At 68.8% G+C, this 20,449-nt stretch carries 16 protein-coding genes; 9 read left to right on the top strand and 7 right to left on the bottom strand.

Annotated elements, in window-relative coordinates; all coding sequences use genetic code 11:
- The 6 genes from KHY18_RS23570 to KHY18_RS23545 form a co-directional block, all read right to left on the bottom strand.
- On the bottom strand, positions 1 to 1,550 hold a 1,550-nt coding region (locus tag KHY18_RS23570), incomplete at its 3' end, for a UvrD-helicase domain-containing protein (protein ID WP_213305782.1).
- A complete protein-coding gene (gene recC / locus KHY18_RS23565) occupies positions 1,547 to 5,080 on the bottom strand; it encodes an exodeoxyribonuclease V subunit gamma (protein ID WP_213305779.1) in 3,534 nt (1,177 codons plus the stop codon). The genes KHY18_RS23570 and recC, both read right to left, overlap by 4 nt.
- A gap of 221 nt (positions 5,081 to 5,301) precedes the next feature.
- The gene (locus tag KHY18_RS23560) at positions 5,302 to 6,267 is read right to left on the bottom strand and encodes a Bug family tripartite tricarboxylate transporter substrate binding protein (RefSeq protein WP_213305776.1); all 966 of its coding nucleotides are present in this window, start codon (positions 6,265 to 6,267) and stop codon (positions 5,302 to 5,304) included.
- Between the two features lie 64 nt (positions 6,268 to 6,331).
- On the bottom strand, positions 6,332 to 7,087 hold the full coding sequence (locus KHY18_RS23555) for an SDR family NAD(P)-dependent oxidoreductase (RefSeq protein ID WP_213305773.1): 756 nt from the start codon (positions 7,085 to 7,087) through the stop codon (positions 6,332 to 6,334).
- 2 nt (positions 7,088 to 7,089) lie between these two features.
- Complete coding sequence (locus KHY18_RS23550; protein WP_213305770.1) at positions 7,090 to 7,875, bottom strand: flavin reductase family protein; 786 nt, start codon at positions 7,873 to 7,875, stop codon at positions 7,090 to 7,092.
- Positions 7,876 to 7,885: 10 nt separating this feature from the next.
- Positions 7,886 to 8,956, bottom strand: a complete 1,071-nt coding sequence (locus tag KHY18_RS23545; protein WP_213305767.1) for an LLM class flavin-dependent oxidoreductase — start codon at positions 8,954 to 8,956, stop codon at positions 7,886 to 7,888.
- Positions 8,957 to 9,087: 131 nt separating this feature from the next.
- On the opposite strand from KHY18_RS23545, the gene KHY18_RS23540 reads away from it, so the two are divergent.
- Positions 9,088 to 10,032 (top strand): LysR family transcriptional regulator, encoded by a 945-nt coding sequence (locus KHY18_RS23540; protein ID WP_249729343.1) that lies wholly within the window; start codon positions 9,088 to 9,090, stop codon positions 10,030 to 10,032.
- Here the strand turns inward: KHY18_RS23540 and KHY18_RS23535 are convergent.
- Positions 10,017 to 10,922 (bottom strand): SMP-30/gluconolactonase/LRE family protein, encoded by a 906-nt coding sequence (locus KHY18_RS23535; RefSeq protein WP_213305761.1) that lies wholly within the window; start codon positions 10,920 to 10,922, stop codon positions 10,017 to 10,019. The genes KHY18_RS23540 and KHY18_RS23535 overlap by 16 nt on opposite strands.
- A 296-nt stretch (positions 10,923 to 11,218) precedes the next feature.
- Here KHY18_RS23535 and KHY18_RS23530 point away from each other — a divergent pair, with 296 nt between their 5' ends.
- From KHY18_RS23530 to KHY18_RS23495, 8 genes are all read left to right on the top strand, one after another.
- Complete coding sequence (locus KHY18_RS23530; protein ID WP_213305757.1) at positions 11,219 to 11,989, top strand: enoyl-CoA hydratase/isomerase family protein; 771 nt, start codon at positions 11,219 to 11,221, stop codon at positions 11,987 to 11,989.
- Positions 11,990 to 11,992: 3 nt separating this feature from the next.
- Positions 11,993 to 14,149 carry an acetate--CoA ligase family protein gene (locus tag KHY18_RS23525; protein ID WP_213305753.1) on the top strand — a complete coding sequence of 719 codons (2,157 nt, stop codon included), beginning with the start codon at positions 11,993 to 11,995 and terminating at the stop codon, positions 14,147 to 14,149.
- Positions 14,139 to 15,326, top strand: a complete 1,188-nt coding sequence (locus KHY18_RS23520) for an acyl-CoA dehydrogenase family protein (protein ID WP_213305750.1) — start codon at positions 14,139 to 14,141, stop codon at positions 15,324 to 15,326. Before KHY18_RS23525 ends, KHY18_RS23520 begins: the two co-directional genes overlap by 11 nt.
- A 1-nt stretch (position 15,327) precedes the next feature.
- The gene (locus KHY18_RS23515) at positions 15,328 to 16,317 is read left to right on the top strand and encodes an acyl-CoA dehydrogenase family protein (RefSeq protein WP_213305747.1); all 990 of its coding nucleotides are present in this window, start codon (positions 15,328 to 15,330) and stop codon (positions 16,315 to 16,317) included.
- On the top strand, positions 16,314 to 17,081 hold the full coding sequence (locus KHY18_RS23510; protein ID WP_213305744.1) for an SDR family NAD(P)-dependent oxidoreductase: 768 nt from the start codon (positions 16,314 to 16,316) through the stop codon (positions 17,079 to 17,081). Before KHY18_RS23515 ends, KHY18_RS23510 begins: the two co-directional genes overlap by 4 nt.
- Before the next feature lie 2 nt (positions 17,082 to 17,083).
- Complete coding sequence (locus KHY18_RS23505; protein WP_213305742.1) at positions 17,084 to 18,289, top strand: SDR family NAD(P)-dependent oxidoreductase; 1,206 nt, start codon at positions 17,084 to 17,086, stop codon at positions 18,287 to 18,289.
- A 61-nt stretch (positions 18,290 to 18,350) separates the two neighbouring features.
- Positions 18,351 to 19,331, top strand: coding sequence for a Bug family tripartite tricarboxylate transporter substrate binding protein (locus KHY18_RS23500; protein ID WP_213305740.1), 981 nt, complete (start codon positions 18,351 to 18,353; stop codon positions 19,329 to 19,331).
- A gap of 273 nt (positions 19,332 to 19,604) precedes the next feature.
- Positions 19,605 to 20,449 (top strand): rhodanese-like domain-containing protein (locus tag KHY18_RS23495; RefSeq protein ID WP_249729342.1); only part of this gene is annotated, 845 nt, incomplete at its 3' end.

Genomic DNA, 20,449 nt, shown 5'->3' with positions numbered 1-20,449 from the left:
ACTTCCTTGCGGCCCTGGGCCTGGACGGCGACGAAAGGCAGGGGATTGCCGGCCTGGCCCTGCTGGCGGAACATGAACGCGCCCGCGCCGTCGCGCGCCTCGGCCTGGCCGAACCAGTGGTTGACGGCGTCGACCAGCGCCTGGGTCGAGCGGTAATTCTTGTCGAGCACATAGTGGCGCCCGGCCGTCGCGTCGCGCGCCTGCAGGTAGCTGTAGATGTCGGCGCCGCGAAAGCCGTAGATCGACTGCTTGGGGTCGCCGATCAGCAGCAGCGCGGTCGCCGGGTCGTTTTCCTGCGTGCGGTAGATGCGATCGAACAGGCCGTATTGCAGCGGCGAGGTGTCCTGGAATTCGTCGATCAGCGCGACCGGATATTGCGCCTGAATGCGCGCGCGCAGCGCCGCGCCGTTGTCGCCCGCGAGCGCGCGGTCCAGCCGCTGCAGCAGGTCGGCAAAGCCGAACGTGCCCTGCTGGCGCTTGAGCTGCGCGAGCCGCTGCAGCACGCGCGCCGCGGCGTGCAGGCGCAGCCGCGTCGACAGCTGGGGCAGCCTGGCCATATCGGCAAGTAGCTGCTGCAGCGCCTCGAAGCCCGGCGGAACTTCCAGCGCAGGCGCCCCTTTTTTACGCGCTTCGAGCAGGCCTTCGGGGCTGAGCCGGTGGCGCGCGGAATCGGTCAGGGTCAGCTCGATTTCCTGCGGCGCCGCGGCCCAGTCGATCACGCTTTGCAGCCAGCCCGTGTAGTGGCGCGGCGCGAGCTTGCGGCCGTCCCAATGCGCGCCCGGCGCCGCGACCTGGGCGTCCAGCCACTCGCGCAGCGCCAGCGCCTGCGCGCCCCAGCCCTGGGCGAGCGCAGTCAGCGCCGTCGCGCGTTCGGCCTGAGCGGCCTGCACGGCGTCGGCCAGGCTGCCCTCGCCCGCGGACGGCTCCACGGCCTGGTCGAGCAGACCGCGCATGTCTTGCGCCAGCGCATCGAGGCCGCTCCAGACGCCCAGCACGGTCTCCAGCAGTTCGCCGCCCAGCGGATAGCACTGCTGGCGCCAGTAATCCTGCACGGCTTCGCGGCGCAGCTGCTCCTCGTCGGCCGCGAGTTCCTCGTCGAACAGATTGCCGCTGTCGAACGCATGCTCGCGCAGCATGCGCTGACACCAGGCGTCGATGGTGAACACCGCGGCGTCGTCCATGGCTTCGGCGGCCATCGCCAGGCGCCAGGCGGCCGTGCTGCGTTCGGTGCCTTCGGGGTAGTCGGCAAGCAGGCCTTGCAGCAGCGTGTCGTGCGCCGCGGGTTCGGCTTCGCCGCGAAAGCACTGCACGGCTTCGGTCAGGCGCGCGCGTATGCGGTCCGACAGCTCGCGCGTCGCGGCGCGCGTGAAGGTCATGACCAGGATTTCGGACGGAACCAGCGCGCGCGGATGCGCGTTCTCGCCGCCATGGCCCAGCACCAGCCGCAGGTAGAGCGCGGCAATGGTCCAGGTCTTGCCCGTGCCCGCGCTGGCTTCGATCAGGCGACTGCCCCACAGCGGGAAGTCGTGTGCGTTCAATACATGGCTCATGCCTGCTCCAGCGGCAACAGATAGATCACCGGCGCCAGGGTCCCCGGCTCCAGCACTTGCACCTGATCGACGAGCCAGGCCAGCAGCGGTGCATGCACGGCCTCGGCCAGCGGCGCGAAGCGGCCGTCGTCGACCAGTGCGTCGAAATCGGGGAACAGCCGCGCCCAGCAGGCGTCGTCGGCTTCACCGGCCTGGGCAAAGCCATCGCCTTCGTAGGCGGTCTCGGCGCGCGCCAGGTCTTCGCCCGCGGCGGCGGCGGCCAGCCCGGTCTTGAGCGGCAGCGGCAGCGGGCTGTCTTGCCCCGCCTGCCAGACCTGCAGCAGCGTCTGGAACTGCGCCATCGCTTCGCCCGGCTGCATGGGCGCGAGCGCCAGCGTGGCGTCGCGCGCCACGACGATGCCTTGCACCTGCACGCCGCAGGCCGCGGCGACCAGGCTGCGCAGATAAGGCAGCAGCACCGACGCCGGCCGCACTTCGCCGCGCGTTCCCAGCAGCGTGCGCGCCTGCAGCGAGATCCAGGCGGGCACGGCCTCGCCGTCGCGGTCTGGGATGCGCAGGTCATCGAGCCAGTCTTCGAACACCAGGCCGTCCTGGGCGAAATGCAGGCGCTGGCGCTGCACCGGCCGGTCGAACCGATTGCGGTGGGCCAGCCACGATTGCAGCGACGGCAGCACGGCCTCCTGCAGCTCGGCGCGCTTGCGCGTGCCAAGCCCCGCCAGCGGCAAGGTGCCCGCGCGCTCTATGCGTGCAAGGTGGCCGGCGACGCGCTGCTCCAGCGGAATGCCGATGGTGGGCGCGGCTTCGATATCGGCCACGACCTGGGTCTGCAGCTGCTCGATCACGCTGTAGCCCGCCAGGCCTTGCAGGCCGAACGCCTCTTCGTCGAAGCTCAGCTCGGTCTCCTTCTCGAAGCGCACATTGAGCCGTTGGCGGAAGAATGCCTGGGCCGGATGGCGCACAAAGCCATGCAGTTGAGACAGCGTCAGCGGCACCTTGATATCGGGAACGAAAGCCGCGAGCGCCGGCACGGCCGTGGCCGGGTCGTCTGCGCGCAGCAGATGCGCCGCGCGCCATTCGCGCGCATAGGTGCGCAGCGTGGAATCGGGCGAGAAATAGCGCCGGCTGAACGGCTGCAGCGGGTGGTGGAAAGTGCGCTGCGCGAGCAGATCGCCCTCCTCTCCCTTCCAGCCCGCGGCCAGGTAGTCGCGCAGCTGCGAGACCAGCACCGACGGCGGCTGCTCGCTGTTGTCGCGCACGCTGCGCCCGGCCCAGCTGATGTAGAGCATGCGCCGCGCCGACAGCAGCGCTTCGAGCATCAGTTGGCGGTCGTCGTCGCGGCGCGCGCGGTCGCCGGGGCGCAACTGGCCGGGCAAAGCCATCAGATCGAAGTCGCTGCGCATGGCGCGCCGCGGGTAGTCGCCGTCGTTCATTCCCAGCAGGCACACGACTTCGAACGGAATCGCGCGCATGGGCATCAGCGTGCAGAACGTCACGCCGCCCGCGCGAAAGCGGCTGTCGACCGAAGGCTGCTGCACGATGTCGAGCCAGGCCTGCTGGGCGACGATCAGCTCGACCTGGCCGTCGAAGCCGCCGAGTTCGCAGGCTTCGAGCCAGGACGACAGCGCGCTGTCGAGCGCCGACAGCAGCGCCCGGTCGCTGTCGGTCTGCGGCGCGAAGAAATCGGCGAGCAGCTGGCGAAAGCGCTGCGCCCAGCCCGCGGGATCGGCGGCGCTGCCGGCCAGCGCCCACCAATCGAGCAGGCGCTCGAGCAACGTCGCGAGCTGGCCCGCGAGTTCGGCGCCCAGACCGCCGACTTCGGCATAGGGCTCGATCTGTGCGATTCCCGTGGCGTCGCCCGCCGCGCCCAAGTCCCATGCGCCGCTGCCGCTGGCAAAGCCCAGCAGCATGCGGTGCAGTCCGAACCAGGCGCTGTTCTGCTCGCCGCAGGCCGCGAGCCCGAGCGCGCCGCGCTGCTCGGCATTGAGCCCCCAGCGAATGCCCGCGCCCGCCATCCAGGCGCTGAGCTGGGGCAGGTCTTCGGCATCGAGGCCGAAGCGCGCGGCCACGGCCGGCACGTCGAGCAGATCGCGCAGTTCGCTCAGGCGGCAGCGCTGCTGGGGCAGGCGCAGCAGCCACTGCAGCGCCGCGACCAGCGGGTTGTTGTCGCTGGCGCTCAAGTCGGCGATATCGAACGGAATATGGCGCGCATCATGCCGGCCGTACTGGCCGAACACCGCGCGTATCGACGCCGCCACGCCTTCGATCGCGGGCACCATCACCACCACATCACGCGGCTGCAGCGCCTGGCCGCCGGGCGCAGCGGGCTCGGCGAGCAGCGCCAGCAACTGGTCGTGCAGCACTTCGAGTTCGCGCACCATGCTGTGCGCGCTGTGAAAGACGATGGAGCGGTCGGCGCGCGCGATGGCGGCATGCGCGTGCTCGGTCAGCGGCACCATGTCGCGAATCGCCTGCTGCACCTGGGACAGCAGCGGCGCGTCGGGGTCCACGTCTTCGTCGAAGATGTCTATGCGCGGCAGCTCGGCCGCCATGCCTTCGGGCAGCTGCGTCTCGAACGCATCGAGCTGGCGCACATAGTCGCGCGCCTGCCGGCCCCAGGACGACAGCAGCGGATGCGCATGGGCATGCATCATCTCGAGCGGCAGCGCGGCCAGGTCGCGCCCGTTCCTGAGCGGCTGGCGCCGGCGCTGTATGCGCAGCAGTTCGCGGCCGTCGATCGCGTCGGCCCAGTGAAAGCGGCAGGGGTTGGGAACGGCCAGCAAGATCTGGCTGTGGCGCGACATCGCGGCCAGCGTCTGCAGCATGGACAGCGGCAGATGGCTCATGCCGAACAGCACCACGCGGCGCGCCAGCGGCTGCACCAGCGGCTCGCCGCTTTCGAGCGCCGCGATCACCTGGCGGTGCAGCTGGGGCCGCGTGCTCGCGCGCTCCACGTCATCGAGTTCGGCCAGGATGCAGCGCCACAGCTTGGGCTGCCACAACTGGTCTTCGGGCACGGCCAGCGTGGGTCGGCCGGGCGTGGCCAGCACATCGCGGCCCGCGGCCCAGTCGTCGAGCCAGTCGGCACGGTAGATCTGGTATTGGTCAAAAAGATCGGCCAGGCGTTCGGCGAGTTGCAGCAGCCGTTCGGCGTCTCCCGGCGAAAGAAAACCGGCAATCGCCTCATACCCGCCCTGCGCCGCGCATTCGGGCAGCTGGCGCATGAGCCGCCAGGTCAGCGCGGTCTTGTCGAGCGGCGACTGGCGCGGCACGGCGGCCGCGCCCAGCACCTGGCGGTAGCTGCGCCACAGAAAGCGCGCGGGCAGTTCGACGCGCGCCGCGGCGCACACGCCCAGCGATTGCGCCATGCCCATCTTGAACCACTCGGCCATGCCGTTGCTCTGCACCAGCACCACTTCCTGCTCCAGAGGGCCCAGCGGATGCGCGCGCAGCCACGAGAACACGGTCTCGGCCAGGGTTTCAGTTCGGTTGCCGTGCAGGGCAATGAGCCCGGGCTGCAGTGTCGATGCCAACGTCTTTTCCTTGCAAGGGGAGCGTCAGCAGGGCGCTGCGCCAGACGTAAAGCTTAACGCGGGTCCGGGCCTTGTTGCGGGCAGGGGTGAGCGGGGTTTTCCGAGGACAGGGCGTTCATGGTTCGACAGGCTCACCACGAACGGGAAACACGGAGCGCGGATGGGAGTTTCCCGTTCGCCCTGAGCTTGTCGAAGGGTGAACGCCCCGCCCTCAAAACAAATCAGTTGATATCTATCTTCGCCCCCTGCCGAATCAAGTTCCGCAATTTCTGCGTCTCCTGCGCCAGAAACTTGCCAAAGGCTTCGGGCGTGGACGTGGAAACCTGCAGCCCGGTCTTGGCGATCTGCGCCTTGAGTTCGGGGTCCTTGAGCACTTCGCGCATGTCGGCGTTGATCTTGGCGACGATCTCGTCGGGCACGCCTGCGGGCGCGAGCAGGCCGAACCAGCTGCCCGCGACGAAATCCATTCCCAGTTCGCGGAACGTGGGCAGTTCTGGCGCATCGGGATGGCGCTTGGGCGCGGCGATCGCCACGGCAGTGACCGAACCGCGCTGCACCTGCGGGTACGACGACATGCCGTCGAACATGCCGTCGAACACGCCCGACGTCAGGTCTATCATCGCCGGCCCCTGGCCCTTGTACGGCACATGGGTGAACGGAATGCCCGCCTGCTGCGCGAACAGTTCTGCGCCTATGTGCGGGCTCGAGCCCGCGCCCGACGAGCCCAGCGACAGCCCGCCCTTGGGGCCCTGGGCCTTGGCGAGTGCGATCAGCTCGGCCAGCGACTTGCCCTTGAGCTTGTTGTTGACCAGCAGGATGTTGTGCGTCGAGCCCAGCAGCGCGACCGGGCGGAACGCCGCGGGCGAATACGGCAGGTTCTTGCGCAGCTCGGGGTTCGACGTGAACGCATAGCTGGTGAACAGCAGCGTATAGCCGTCGGCTGGCGCGCGGCTCACATGCTGGGTGCCGATGATGGTGCCCGCGCCCACGCGGTTCTCGACGATCACGGGCTGGCCCCACAGCGCGCCCAGCTTGAGCCCCGTGGTGCGCGCGAACAGGTCGGTCACGCCGCCCGCCGAGAACGGCACGACGATGGTCACGGGGCGGCGCGGAAAGGCTTCCTGGGCCTGCAGCGGCCAGGCCGCGGCCACGGCCATGGCGACTCCCAGAGTCTTGAGAAGGTGCATTTTTGTCTCCAGTGGTTATTGTTTTGACCTGGCTGCGGCACGCTTCACGGTGAAAAGCGCGCGGCTACATGACTTCCCCGCCGTTGGGTCCGAGGATCTGGCCGGTCATGTAATCGGCGTCTGCGGAGGCGAGAAACGCGACCACGGAGGCAATCTCTTCGGGCCGCGCGCGCCGGCCCAGCGGCACGCGCAGCTGCACTTCGCGCGCGTATTCGGGGTTGGCGCTCAGGCCCGCGCTCATGGGCGTCTGCACGCGGCCCGGAGCAACCGCATTCACGTGGATGTTCCACTCGGCGAATTCGCGCGCCCAGGCGCGCGTGAGGCTGATGATCGCGCCCTTGGACGCCGCATAGGCGCTCACGTTGCGGTGCGTGCCGTAGGCCGTGATCGACGCGGTGTTGATGATCTTGCCGCTGCGCCGCTGCTTCATCGCGGGCAGCACGGCCTGGGTACAAAGCATTGCGCCCTTGACGGTCACGGCCAGCATCAGGTCGATGGCGGCTTCGTCGATTTCCTCCAGCGGCCGCATTCCGCCGGGAATGCCGGCGTTGTTGACCAGGATGTCGACGGCGCCCAACTGCTGCTGCGCGGCCGCGAAGGCCTGGGCGACGCTGGCGCGATTCGAGACATCGGCGACGCAGGCCAGGGCCTGGCCGCCGGCCGCGCGCACCAGCGCCACGGTGGCGTGCGCGGCGTCGGCGTGCAGGTCATTGACGATCACCGCCGCGCCGCGCGCGGCCAGCAGTTCGCAGTGGGCCCGGCCTATGCCCGAACCCGCGCCGGTAACCAGCGCGATCTTTCCTGCCAGGGGTGTGTACATGTTCATGCCGCGATGCGATGGGTTGCAGCATTGAAATGCACCACCGGGTTCGACGGGCTGTTCCGCGAGCGCCGCACCTTGCCTACGACCAGCACATGCGTGCCCAGCTCCTGGGTCCAGACCACGTCGCACTCCATGCTTGCCAGCGCGTCGGCCAGAACGGGCGCCTGGCCGTTCTCGCTGTGCCAGCGCTCGTCGGAGAAGCGCGCCAGGCCCTGGGGCGCCTGCAGGAACTGCGCCATCACGGCGTCATGCCCTTCGCCCAGCACGTTGGCGGCAAAGCGCCCGCTTTCGAGCAGCGGCGCGGTGAACGACGACTGGCGGTGGGCGAAGAAACCTATCATCGGCGGCTCGGCACACACGGCGGTCAGGCTGGAGACGATCATTCCCGCAACCTGGTCGCCCTGGCCCGTGCTGACGGCGCAGATGCCGGCCGGCAGCGCGCGCAGCGCGGTCTTGAATTCGGCGATCGACACCACTTCTTCCTGGTCGCCGTGGCTGATGTGGGCGCGCACCTGGCCTTGTTCATCGACCCAGCCGTTGCGCTGCGCGTAGTCGAGCATGCGCGCAAAACCTTCTTCCCATTCGGGCTCGCCCGCATGGCCGCTGACGAAGCGCAGCACCGACGGCGCGAGCCGCACATGGGTGTCGCTCTCACGCTGGCCGATGCGGCGTATCGCGCGCTCCACGGCCTCGGGCGGCTGGGGATCGATCAGCACATCGAGCCGCTTGAAATCCATGGGCTCGCGCAGGGACAGGGTCCCGGAATCGGACAGATGAAAGCGCATGTGGTTCTCCTCAGGCGGCCGTGGCCACGCTCAGCTCGCCCACTTCCTTGCGGATCGCGGGAATGATGCGTTCGCCCCAGAGTTCGATCTGGCGCAGCATGGTCTTCTGGTCGAAGTCGCCCAGCTGCGTCTGCAGCGCGATGTGCTTGGGGCGCAGGATGCTGATTTCCTCGAGCATCTTGTCGATCACCTGGTTGACCGAACCCACGGGCAGGTTGGCGCGCATCTGGTCGAAGCTCATGTCGGTGGGCGAAGGCTCTTCCTGCACCATGTAGCCGTCCTCGCTTTGCGCGCGGCGGAACTTGAGGCTTTCGGAAATGCGGCGCTGGAAGCGCGCGTTGTCGAGGTAGGAGTCGACTTCGGCGCGGTTGTCGGACGCATAGGCGCAGCGCAGGAAGCCGAACTTCACGTCGCGGTCCAGGTCCTTGCCGTTGTCTTCGGCGACCTTGTCCAGGCGCGCGCGCAGGCTGGTGATCGCGTCGTTGCCGTTGAGCAGCGCGGTGACGAACAGATTATGGTTCTCGCGCACGCCGCGGCCCAGCACCGTGGGATTGCCCGACGTGACCCACAGCGGCGGCATGGGGTCCTGCACGCAGCGCACGGCGATGGAACTCGGCGGCACATCGAGGTGCTTGCCGTGGTATTCGAAGATGCGCTCGCCCAGGCCCTTGGGAATGATGTCGAGGAACTCGTTGAAGATTTCGCCCGACTCGGCGATCTTGACGCCGAAGCGCTCGAACTCGAACTCCTGGTAGCCCGAGCCCACGCCCAGATCGAGCCGGCCGTTGGACACCGTGTCGACGAAGCCGACTTCGGCCAGGAAGCGCGCGGGGTGGTACAGCGGCAGGATGCAGACCGCCGTGCCCAGGCGGATGCGGTGGGTCTTGGCGGCCACATGCGCGACCATCATCAGCGGCGAAGGCGACAGCGAGTAGTTGTTGAAGTGGTGCTCGGCATACCAGGCGCTATGGAAGCCGGCCTGCTCCGCGACCACGGTCTGCTCGATCGAGTTCTGGATCACCTGCTGCGAACTCTGGTGATAACCACGTTGCTGCGCGAGGATAAAGACGCCGAATTCCATGCTTGTGCTCCTTGTTTTGATAGCCGTGAATCTGATAAATGATTCTAGGAAGGCATGGCGCCGGCTGGAATGCATGAAAATCGAGGTTCTGTCCTGCGGATATTGGAGAAGTCATGGATCGGCTGCGTGCTATGGAGTTTTTTCTTTCGGTCTCGCAAACCAAGAACTTTTCAACGACGGCGCGCACGTTCGGGGTTTCGGCGACCGCGGTTTCACGGCTGATCACCGATTTTGAAGATTCGCTGGGCGTCAAATTGCTGCTGCGCTCCACGCGCCAGATCATGCTGACCGAATCGGGCGAGGAATATGCGCGCCAGCTCGAAGGCATTCTCTGGAACATCAACGAGGCGCACACCAGCATCACCGCGATACGCGAAGCGCCCAGGGGCCATCTGCGCGTGCATTCGCGCATGATGTTCGGCCTGGGCGTGCTGCCGCCGCTGATAGCACGCTTTCGCAAGCTCTACCGCGACATCCACATCGAGCTGGTCCTTTCGGAAACGCCGGCTGATCTGCGGCGTGACCAGATCGACATCGACTTTCGCATCTCGCCGCCGGTCGAAGCCGGCGTCAAGCGCCGCATCCTGTTTCGCAGCGCGCGCCAGCTCGTCGCCTCGCCCGCCTACCTTGCGGGGCGCACGCTGCCGCAAAAGCCCACCGACCTCACCGCGCACGACTGCCTGAACTACCTGCGGCCCGGCGGCGAAAGCCTGTGGCATTTCAGCCAGGATGGACAGATCGAAGACCTGCCCTTCCAGCCGCGCCATTCGAGCAACAACGGCATGGCGCTGCTGGAGCTCGCGCGCCTGGGTGAAGGCATTGCGCTGCTCGACGACTACACGGTGCACGCCGACCTCGAGCGCGGCAGCCTGGTGCGGCTGCTGAGCAACTACCAGGTGACCAACACCACGTACGAGGAAGGCATGTACGCGACCATCCTGGACACGCCCATGGTGCCGACCAAGCTGCGGCTGTTCCTCGACTTCGTCGTCGAGCATGTGTCGGGCGAGAGAAACCGCTTCATCGCGCTGGGCGACGAGCCCGCGGCGCCGGCCGCCGATCAGGTCGGCGGCTGAATATTGCAGGCCGGGCGCGGCGCGCCGCGCCGGCCCAGGCCGCGCACGCGCAGCACGCGGCCGTCGAGCGGGCCGCTGGCGCTGAGCCGGCCGCTGTCGGAAATCGAGGTCACATAGAGTTCGTCGAGCAGCGGGCCGCCGAAGCTCAGCGAACTCGGGTGGGCCAGCGGCAGGCGCAGGCGCTGGCCCGGCTGGCCCTGGGCGTCGAAGCGCACGATTTCGCCGGTATGCACCAGCGCGCTCCACAGCCCGCCTTCGTCGTCGAAGCAGCAGCCGTCGGGCGCCGAGCCCAGGCCCTGGGTGTCGGCGAACAATGAACGCTGCCAGGGCGCGTCGCCGCCTTGCGCGTAGACATAGATGCGCCGCGCCGCGCTGTCGCAGACGAACACCCGGCCGTCGACCGGATGCTGGACCGGGCCGTTGACCACGCCATAGCCTTGATCGACGCGCGCCATGTGGCCCGAAGTGTCGACGCGGTACAGCCCGCCCAGCGGCGCTTCATGCGCTTCGCGAAACGTGTGCATGGTGCCCACGCAAAAGCTGCCGTCGGCCAGCGCCGCGCCGTCGTTGAGGCGCAAATTGGGGTGCTGTTCTTCGAGCCGGCCCAGCGTCTGCAGGCGGCCGCTGGCCGGGTCGAGCAGCACCACGCTTTCACGCAGCGCGACCACGAGGCGGCCATCGCTGTTGAGCGCGAACGAACCCAGCGGCGCGGGCAGCTCGAAGCGCCGGCATTCTTCGCCCTGCGCATCGAGCGCGAGCAGCAGGCCGTCGCGGCTGTCGATCAGCCACAGCAACTGCTGGCGCGCGTCCCAGACCGGGCATTCGCCCAGGCGCGTATGCAGCGCGCCGAACGCCTGGATGTCGGGACGGGAAGCGGGAGTGACTGACATGGCGAAAAGCTCGAATGAAAGGGCCGCATGGGCCAGGCGATTGCGTCCATCTTACGAGGGGATCGCGGCGCGACTCCGTACGTTTTTGCAGAACACATCCAACGATTTGGCGGGGACCGATTTGCCTGGTTCGTCCCTAGAATTTCCCTGCGCCCCCCGTGTAGAGGGCTCGGGTTGACCCCCGAAAACCAGGAGACAAATATGATCGCCATCGCTTTTCCGCGCCACGCCGCGGTTATTACCCCTATTCGCCCATCGACCGCCTGCCTGGCCCTGGTTCTCACGGGAGGTGCGGCATGACTGATAAAAGCGTACTCGTTGAAATCAAGGACAAAGTCGCGCTGGTCACGCTCAACCGCCCTCCCGTCAATGCGCTCAACCGTGAAATGCGCCGTGAAATCGTAGCGATCTTCGACGACATTTCTGCGCGCGACGATATTCGCTGCGCGGTATTGACGGCCCAGGGCTCGGTTTTCTGCGCAGGCGCCGATTTGAAGGACAGACCCGACGCCGATATTCCCGGCGATTTTCTCGAACACAACCGCATTACCCGCGAAACCGGCAATGCGATACGCGAATGCGCCAAGCCCGTGATCGCCGCGATCAACGGCGCGGCGCTGGGCGCGGGCCTGGGACTGGCCGCGGCCTGCGACATCCTCTACGCCTCCGACAACGCGACGTTCGGCATGCCTGAAATCAATGTGGGCCTGGCCGGCGGCGCCTCGATGCTGCGCACGCTGTTCGGCCGCTCCACCGCGCGCCGCATGTTCTTCACGGGCCAGCGCCTCACGGCCGCCGAGCTGCTGCAGCGCAATGTGCTCGAAGCCGTGCTGCCCCCCGAAGAACTGCTGCCCGTGGCGATGAAGCTGGCGCACGAAATCGCGGCCAAGGCGCCGCTGGCCGTGATCTACGCCAAGCGCGCGGCCAACATGGTCGACGTGATGCCGCAGCGCGACGCCTACCGCTTCGAACAGGAATTCACCATGACGCTGTCGCGCACCGAAGACGCGCGCGAAGCCCGCATGGCGTTTCTCGAAAAGCGCGAGCCGCAATTCAAGGGCCGTTGAACCATGAGCGCTTACCAGACACCCGCCCCGGGGGCCGGGATGGACGCCTTTTTCCTGCCGCGCGGCATTGCGGTGATCGGCGCCTCGGCGGACGCGACCAAGATCGGCGGGCGGCCCGTGCACCTGCTGCGCCGCCACGGCTATGCGGGCGCCATTTATCCCATCAACCCCAAGGGCGGTGAAATCCAGGGCCTGCCGGCCTACGCACGCCTGGCCGACACGCCCCAAGCGCCCGAACTCGCGCTGATCGCCGTGCCGGCGTCGCACGCGGTACAGGCCGTCGAAGACTGCGCGGCGCGCGGCGTGCGCGCCGTGGTCGTGCTGTCTTCGGGCTTTGCCGAAGCCGGAGAAGAAGGCGCGGCCTGGCAGGCCGCGATGCGTGCCACCGCGCTGCGCCACGGCATGCGCCTGCTGGGCCCCAACTGCCTGGGCACGGTGGGCGTGGCCGAGCGCGCGATAGGCTCGTTCTCGGTCGCGCTCGAAGACTACTATCCCCAGCCCGGCGCGATCGGCATCGTTTCGCAGTCGGGCAACATCGGCAGCTACACGCTGCAGCTGCTGGTGCAGCGCGGCGTGGGTATCAGCCGCATGGTGACCACGGGCAACGAAGCCGAAGTCGATCTGGCCGACGGCATAGCCGCGCTGGCGCGCGACCCGGCGACGCGCGTGATCCTGTGCTGCATGGAAACCTGCCGCGACGGCGCACGCCTGACCCAGGCGCTGGCGATTGCACGCGAACATCAAACTCCCGTGGTGGTGCTCAAGATCGGCGCGACCGAACAAGGCCAGGCCGCGGCCGCCTCGCACACGGGCGCCCTCGCGGCCTCGGACGCGGTGATCGACGCCGTGCTGCGCCGCCATGGCGCGCTGCGCGTGCGCTCGCATGAAGACCTGGTGGAAATCGGCCAGGCGCTGAGCCAGCTGCTGCCAGACAGCCTGCCGCGCAAGCCCGCGGTGACGCTGGTCGCGGCCTCGGGCGGCTTCGGCATCATGATGGCCGACGCGATGAGCAATGCCGGCCTGGCGCTGCCTGCGCTCGCTGCCGCCACGCGAGAGCGCATCCACAAGGTGCTGCCCGGCGCAAGCACCAACAACCCCGTCGATGCCTCGGCGCAGATTTCGAGCCGCCCCGACATCCTGTTCGAAGTGCTGTCTGCGCTGCAGGAGGACCCGGGCGAAGCCACGACCGTGCTGTTTCTCTCGCTGGGTCTGTACAGCAGCCGGCTGCGCGACATCTACCTGCAGGCACTGGCCCAGCTGCGTGCGGCCTATCCGCAGCGCCCGCTGATCATCATCAGCCGCGGCCCGGCCGATGCCGTGATGCAGATTCAGGCGCTGGGCATTCCGGTGTTCTCGAGCATTGACGCCGCGGCGCGCGGCATCGAGGCGCTGGTGCGCCAGGCCGAGCTGCTGGCCGCCGAAGCCCCGGCTGCGGCCATCGCTCCCGGCCCCGCCGCGCGCCTGCCCGAAGCCGCGTTCCGCAATGAATACGCGGCCAAGCAGGCGCTGATAGACGCGGGCTTCGAAGTGCCGCTGGAGCGCAGCGTCAAGGACGCCGACGCCGCCGTGCAGGCCGCCGATGCGCTGGGCTATCCGGTGGTGCTAAAGATCCTGTCCGAAGACATTCCGCACAAGACCGAAGCCGGCGGCGTGGCGCTGAATCTGGCCGACGCCGCTGCCGTGCGCGCCGCGAGCGCGCGCATCTTCGCGAGCGTCGCCGCACATGCGCCCGATGCGCGCATCGAAGGCCTGCTGGTCGCGCCCATGCTGCGCGGCGGCACCGAGCTGATCGCGGGCATCTCGCGCGACCCGGTGTTCGGCCCCGTGGTGATGGTCGGCATGGGCGGCATCTACGCCGAAGTGCTGCGCGATGTCGCCGTGCAGCCCGCGCCGGTGAGCCAGGGCCAGGCGCTGGCCATGATCCGTTCGCTGCGCCTGTTCCCGCTGCTCGACGGCGCGCGCGGCCAGGCCCGCGCCGACATCGATGCGGCCGCGCGCGCCGTCGCCCGGCTGTCCGAGTTCGCCTGCACGCACCGCGACCAGGTCGGCGAAATCGACCTCAACCCCATCCTCGTGCGCCCCGCAGGCCAAGGCATTGCCATCCTCGACGCGCTGATGGTGGCACTCACCCCTGAAACCGAGAGCGCCCATGCTGAATGATTTCCCTATGAGCGTCGACCTGGCCGGCTACCGCCGCCATGCCCACGACTGGCTCGCGACCCACCTGCCCACGCACATGCGCGGCGACAGCCTCGACTACCGCACGCCCACGTTGCAGGAAAGCAGCGCCTGGGAAGCCTCGATGCACCAGGCGGGCCTGGCCGGAATGACCTGGCCCAAGGTCTACGGCGGCCATGGTCTGAGCCTGCGCGAACACCTGGTGGTGAACCAGGAAGTCGGCGACCTGCTGATGCCCGACAGCGTGAGCTCGATAGGCAAGGAGCTCGCGGGCCCGATCATCATGGCCGTGGGCACCGAGGAACAGAAGCAGAGCTTCTTGGCCAATATCCTGGGCATGCGCGAGTTCTGGTGCCAGGGCTTTTCCGAGCCCGACGCGGGCTCCGATCTCGCGCGGCTGCGCACCAAGGCCGTTCTTGAAGGCGACCAGTGGCGCATCAACGGCCAGAAGATCTGGACCAGCGGCGCGGCCAAGGCCCACTACTGCCTGCTGCTGGCGCGCACCGGCACCGTCGCCGACCGCCACCGCGGCCTGCTGATGTTCGCTGTGCCCATGAGCACGCCCGGCATTCGCGTGGTACCCATCAAGTCGATCGACGGCAAGGACTCGTTCGCCGAAGTGTTCTTCGACGACGTGGTCGTGCCCGACAGCGCGCGCCTGGGCGCGCCCGACGAAGGCTGGGCCGCGGCGCTCAAGGTGCTGGGCATAGAACGCGCGACCAACCGCATGTACCGTCCCTGGCGCTTCGAAGCCGAGCTGCGCTTTCTGGTGCGCGCGCTGCGCTCCGACCCCGTTCTCGCGCGCCAGCTCGAGGACGGCGGCGTGCAGCGCCGCGTGGGCGAACTGCTGGCCGAGATCGACGGCCTCAAGGGCCTGGTCGAGCGCTCGGTCGACCAGATCCTGCAAGGCCAGGCCGTGGGCGCACGCGGCTCGCTGACCAAGCTGTTCTGGTCCGAATGCCACCAGTCGTTCGCGAGTTTCGCGCTGTCGCAGGTCAGCCAGATCGGCCCGCAGTCGAGCGCGCTGGCCCGGCGCGCGCGCAAGGTCTTCACCCAGGCTTACCTGTTCTCACGCGCCGAGACGATCTATGCGGGGACGTCCGAAGTCCAGCTCGATCTGATCGCCCAACGCATTCTCCAGCTGCCCCGGGAGCACTGACATGACCCAACAAGACCAGGGGCTGCGCCCCGAAGAGTTCGGCGAGGCCGCCGAAGCCGCGATCACCGATGCACTGAGCCGCCCCGAAGACGCCCATGCCCAAGTGCTGGCCGCGGCCGGCCTGTTCGGCGTCTGCGCGCCTGAAGATGATGGCGGCATGGACCTGCCGCTGGCGTTTGCCGTGCCCGTGGTGCAGGCCGCCGGCAAGCTGCGCCTGCGCTTTGCGCTGGCCGAGCAGATCGTGCTCGCGCGCCACCTGCCCGACGCGGCGCTGCGTGCCGCGCTGGCCGACGGCAGCCGCCGCGCGACCATTGCCGCGCAAGGCCGCCTGGGCGATGCCTGGGTAGGCCATGCACGCCAGGCGCAGCAGGCCGACTGGCTGCTGCTGCGCACCGCGCAGGGCGAAGGCGCGGTGCTGGTCGATCTCGCCGGTGCGCCGCGCGAACTCGACCCGTCGCTGGACCCCGAGGAGCCCGCGGCCTGGCATGACCTGTCGCAGGCCCAGGTGCTGGCCGAGATCGACGCCGCTGCCGCCGCCGCACTGTGGCATGACCTGGACCTGCTGTTCGCCGCCAGCGCCCATGGCGCGGCCGACGGCGCGCTGCAGGCGGCTGTCGAGCACACCGGCACGCGCGTGCAGTTCGGCGCGCCGCTGTCGACGCGCCAGGCCGTGCGCCACTGGCTCGCGCGCATGAAGCTGTTCCACGAAGCCAGCGGCGCGGCCATCAGTCATGCGCTGCGCGTCGATCCCGCGGAACCCGAACGCGCCAAGCCCGCGCGCGTGGCGCGCAGCGCGCTGGCGCTCAATCTGCAGCACGCGGCTTTCATCATCGAAAAGGCCATGCACCTGCACGGGGGCATGGGCTTCACCTGGGAGCTGCCGCTGCACCGCGCGCTGCGCAGCGTGCGCGCGCTCGACGCGGCCTGCGGCGCGGGTTCGCTCGCACGCCAGATCGGACAAGACTTCATCAATGCACAGGAGGCCGCATGAGCAGCGCCAAACTCGACTTGCAGGACCGCGTGGCCCTGATCACCGGCGCCGGCAACGGCATAGGCCGTGAAACCGCGCGCCAGATGGCCGCACGCGGCGCCGTCGTCGCCGTCAACGACCTCAAGCCCGAATTCGTCGGCGCCGTGGTCGACGAGATCCGCGCCGCGGGCGGGCGCGCGTTCGGCGTGGTGCAGAACATCGCCAGTCGCGAAGGCATTCAGGCGGCCGTGGCGCAGGCGCGTGCAGAAGGCGGGCGCTTCGACATCCTGGTCAACAACGCCGCCTGGGTGCGCTACCAGGCCGTGGTCGACATCCAGCCCGACACCATGGACCGCATGCTCGACGTGGGCTTCAAGGCCGTGATCTGGGGCATACAGGCCGCGACCGCGGCCATGGACCCCGAGCGCGGCGGCGCAATCGTCAACGTGGCGTCAACGGCCGCGCTGCGCTCCGCGCCCAACTCGCTGGTGTACTCGGGCATCAAGTCGGGCATCCTGGGCATCACGCGCGCGGCCGCGGCCGAACTCGGCGCCCAGCGCATTCGCGTCAATGCGGTCTGCCCTTCGGCCGTGCCCACCGAAGGCACGCAGCGCAACCGCAACGCCGAGCGCGACGCGGCGCGCGTCGCGAGCACGCCCATGGGGCGACTGGGCACGGTCGAAGACATCGCGCGCGCGATCTGCTTCCTGGCCAGCGACGACGCGGGCTTTGTCACCGCCCAAGGCCTGGCCGTCGACGGCGGCGTGACTTTCACCAATATCTGAGCATGCCGGGCACCGTACTCATCACCGGCGCCGCGGGCGGCATAGGGCGCGCCACGGCGCTGCTGCTCGCGCGGCGCGGCTGGCACTGCGTGCTGGTCGACGCCGATGCCGCGGCGCTCGATCGCCTGCAGGCCGAATGGCCCGCGGATGCACCCGCGCCGCTGGCCCTGGTCGCCGATCTCACCGACGCCGCGCGCATCGAAGCGCTGGGCGCGCTGCTGCCGCCGCTTGATGCGCTGATCAACAACGCGGGCATGTCCGCCGGCGGCGCCGAAGTGCTGGCCGGCCACGACGACGGCGCGGCGCAGCGGCTGCTGGCGCTCAACCTCGAAGCGCCCGCGCGCATGGTGCGCGTGTGCACGCCGCATCTGCGCGTTGGCGCACGCATCGTCAATGTCGCTTCGGGCGCGGGCCTGCGCGCCATTCCCTGGCGCGGCCTGTACAGCGCGAGCAAGGCCGGCGTGATCGCCCAGACCCAGGCCTTGGCGCGCGCACGGCCCGACTGGAGCGTGAGCGCGCTGTCGCCGGGCTTTGTGCGCACCGAACTCGTGCAGCGGCTGATAGACAGCCGGCGCCTCGACCTGCCCCAGGTGCTGTCGCGCATTCCGCTGGCGCGCATGGCCGAGCCCGAAGACATGGCCGAGGCACTCGCGTTTCTGGTCAGCCCCGGCGCCCGGCCCTGCGCCGGTCAGTTGCTGGTGCTCGACGGCGGCTCGTCGGTCTATGGCGGCAGCCAGCCGCTGCCGCCCACGCCACTGCCCGCGCTGGCGTTCGACATGCCGCGCGCGCTGCAGTGCGCCTCCATTGAATCCACCGATTGGCAGGCCGCGCTGGCGCAGCTGCCGACGGCCAGCACCGGCTATCCGGCCGTGATCGACGGCCGGGCCTTGCAGGCGCCGGTCGGCGGTGTTCTGGCAGCGGTGCTCGATGCCGCGCGGGCCTTTCGTTCATCGCATGCGCGCCAGGCCAGCCTCACGCTGCTGCTGCCGCCGGCCCCTGCCCACGCCGACTGGTCGCTCGCCGGCGACGCCGCCGCGGCGCGCATGGCGCTGGCCACGCTGGCCGCCGAATGGGGCGCGCCGGGCCTGCGCATCAATGCGCTTTCGGCCAGCTGCGCGCCCGCCGAATGCGTGCCGCTGCTCGACTACATGAGCGGCGCGCGCGCCCAGTTCCTTACGGGCCAGGTGCTTATGCCTGCCCTGCCATGATGCCAAGCAAAACGCGGGCAGCGCAGTAGCTGACCACGCAAAACATAAAGGAGACAAATTCATGATTCATACGCCCATCACCCGCCGCACCCTGCTCGCCGGCACCGCCGCCTTCGCGCTCCAGGCCCATGCCAGCACGGCCGCCTGGCCCGCGCGCCCCATCCGCCTTGTCGTTCCCGGCCCTGCGGGCTCGGGCATGGACATCTTTGGCCGCCTGCTCGCGGTGAACCTGCAGGAAGCGCTGCGCCAGACCGTGGTCGTCGACAACAAGCCCGGCGCCAACAGCCTGATAGGCACCGACAACGTCGCCAAGGCCCAGGCCGACGGCTATACGCTGCTGCTGTCGCCGTCGTCGGCGATCGCCATCAATCCCATCATCCAGGCCAAGATGCCCTACGACACCGAAAAGGACCTGCTGCCCGTGGCCCAGGTCGGCTCGGCCGGCGTGCTGCTCGTGGCCCACCCGTCGACCGGCTTCAAGAACCTCGGCGACCTGGTGCGCCACGTCAAGGCCAATCCCAACAAGCTGGTCTACGGCTCCTGGGGCAGCGGCTCGACCGGCCACCTGGCAATGGAAGGCATCAAGGCCCACTACGGTCTCACGATGGAACATGTGCCGTTCAAGGGCGTGGCGCCGCTGGTCACCGATCTGCTGGGCAACAACATTTCCGTGGGCTTCACCGACATCGCTTCGCCCGTGCCGCATATCCGCGCGGGCAAGCTCAGCGCCCTGGGCTGCACCGGCTCGGCGCGCGGCCCGGCGCTGCCTGAAGTCACCACGCTCTACGAACAGGGCTTCCGCTTCGACATGAACGGCTGGTACGGCGTGTTCGCCCCGGCCGGCACGCCGGTCGAAGTCGTGCAGCGCCTGAACCAGGAAATCAACCGCATCCTCGCGACCGACGATGTGATCCAGAAATTCGCGCTGCAGAACATGGCCAAGCCGCCGATCAAGAGCGTGGAGCAGTTCGCGACGACGGTGAAGCAGGATGTGGCGGTGTGGCAGAACCTGGCGAAGGTGGCAAAGCTGCGCGTGGATTGATGCGCTGGAGGACAGGCCGTTCACCCTTCGACGGGCTCAGGGCGAACGGTTAGCGCCCCGCTGCCCTCCCCCGTTCGTGGTGAGCCTGTCGAACCATGAACGCCCTGCACTCAAGCCATAAAGCGTGGCCCCTATGTTGACGCCACCCCAAAGAAGATTTCCTGCATTGCATATGCACATTTCTTCCTTGGCCGGCATTCCCCGCGCGCGTAGATTCAGGCAGACCACCAGGTCTTCCTCACTTCTTTGCCGCGCCCAGGCGCCTCCCGCCCCATGTCCTCCCCTTTCTTTTCCTCGGTTCCCGCCACCACGCTGCGTGCCTGGCTCAACGACGGCGCGGAGATCGCGCTGCTCGACGTGCGCGAAGCCGGCCAGTTCGGCGAGGGCCACCCTTTCTTTGCGATTCCCGCGGCCTATAGCCAGCTCGAGAACGATGTGCCGCGCCTGGTGCCGCGGCGCGACACGCGCGTGGTGCTGCTCGATGCGGGCGACGGCGTGGCCGAGCGCGCCGCGCACCGCCTCACGGCGCTGAACTACACCCACCTGCATGTGCTCGAAGGCGGCGCGCCGGCCTGGGCGGCCGCGGGCTATGTGCTGTTCCAGGGCGTGAACCTGCCGTCCAAGACCTTTGGCGAACTCGTCGAACATGCGTTCGACACGCCGCGGCTTTCGGCGCAGGAACTGCAGCGCCGCCAACAGGCGGGCGAGCCGCTGGTGCTGCTCGACGGCCGCACGCTGGGCGAACACCGCAAGATGACCATTCCCGGCGCCACGCCCGTGCCCAACGGCGAGCTCGCGCTGCGCTGGCATGCGCTCGCGCCCGATCCGCACACGCCCATCGTCGTGCATTGCGCGGGCCGCACGCGCAGCATCATAGGCGCGCAAATCCTGCGCAGCCTGGGCATTCCCAATCCCGTGATTGCGCTCGAAAACGGCACCCAGGGCTGGGCGCTCGCGGGCCAGCAGCTCGAACATGGCAGCACGCGCCGCGACCCCACATCGGGTACGCCGCGCCCGCAGGACCAGGCCGCAGCCGCCGCGCTGGCCGACGAACTCGGCGTGCCAAAGCTCAGCGCCGCCCAGGCCCAGGCCTGGATAGACGACAGCACGCGCACCAC

The sequence above is a fragment of the Acidovorax sp. CCYZU-2555 genome (assembly GCF_018413525.1).
In the GTDB taxonomy this organism is placed as follows: domain Bacteria; phylum Pseudomonadota; class Gammaproteobacteria; order Burkholderiales; family Burkholderiaceae_C; genus Comamonas.
This window is presented reverse-complemented; position numbering and strand designations above follow the sequence as displayed.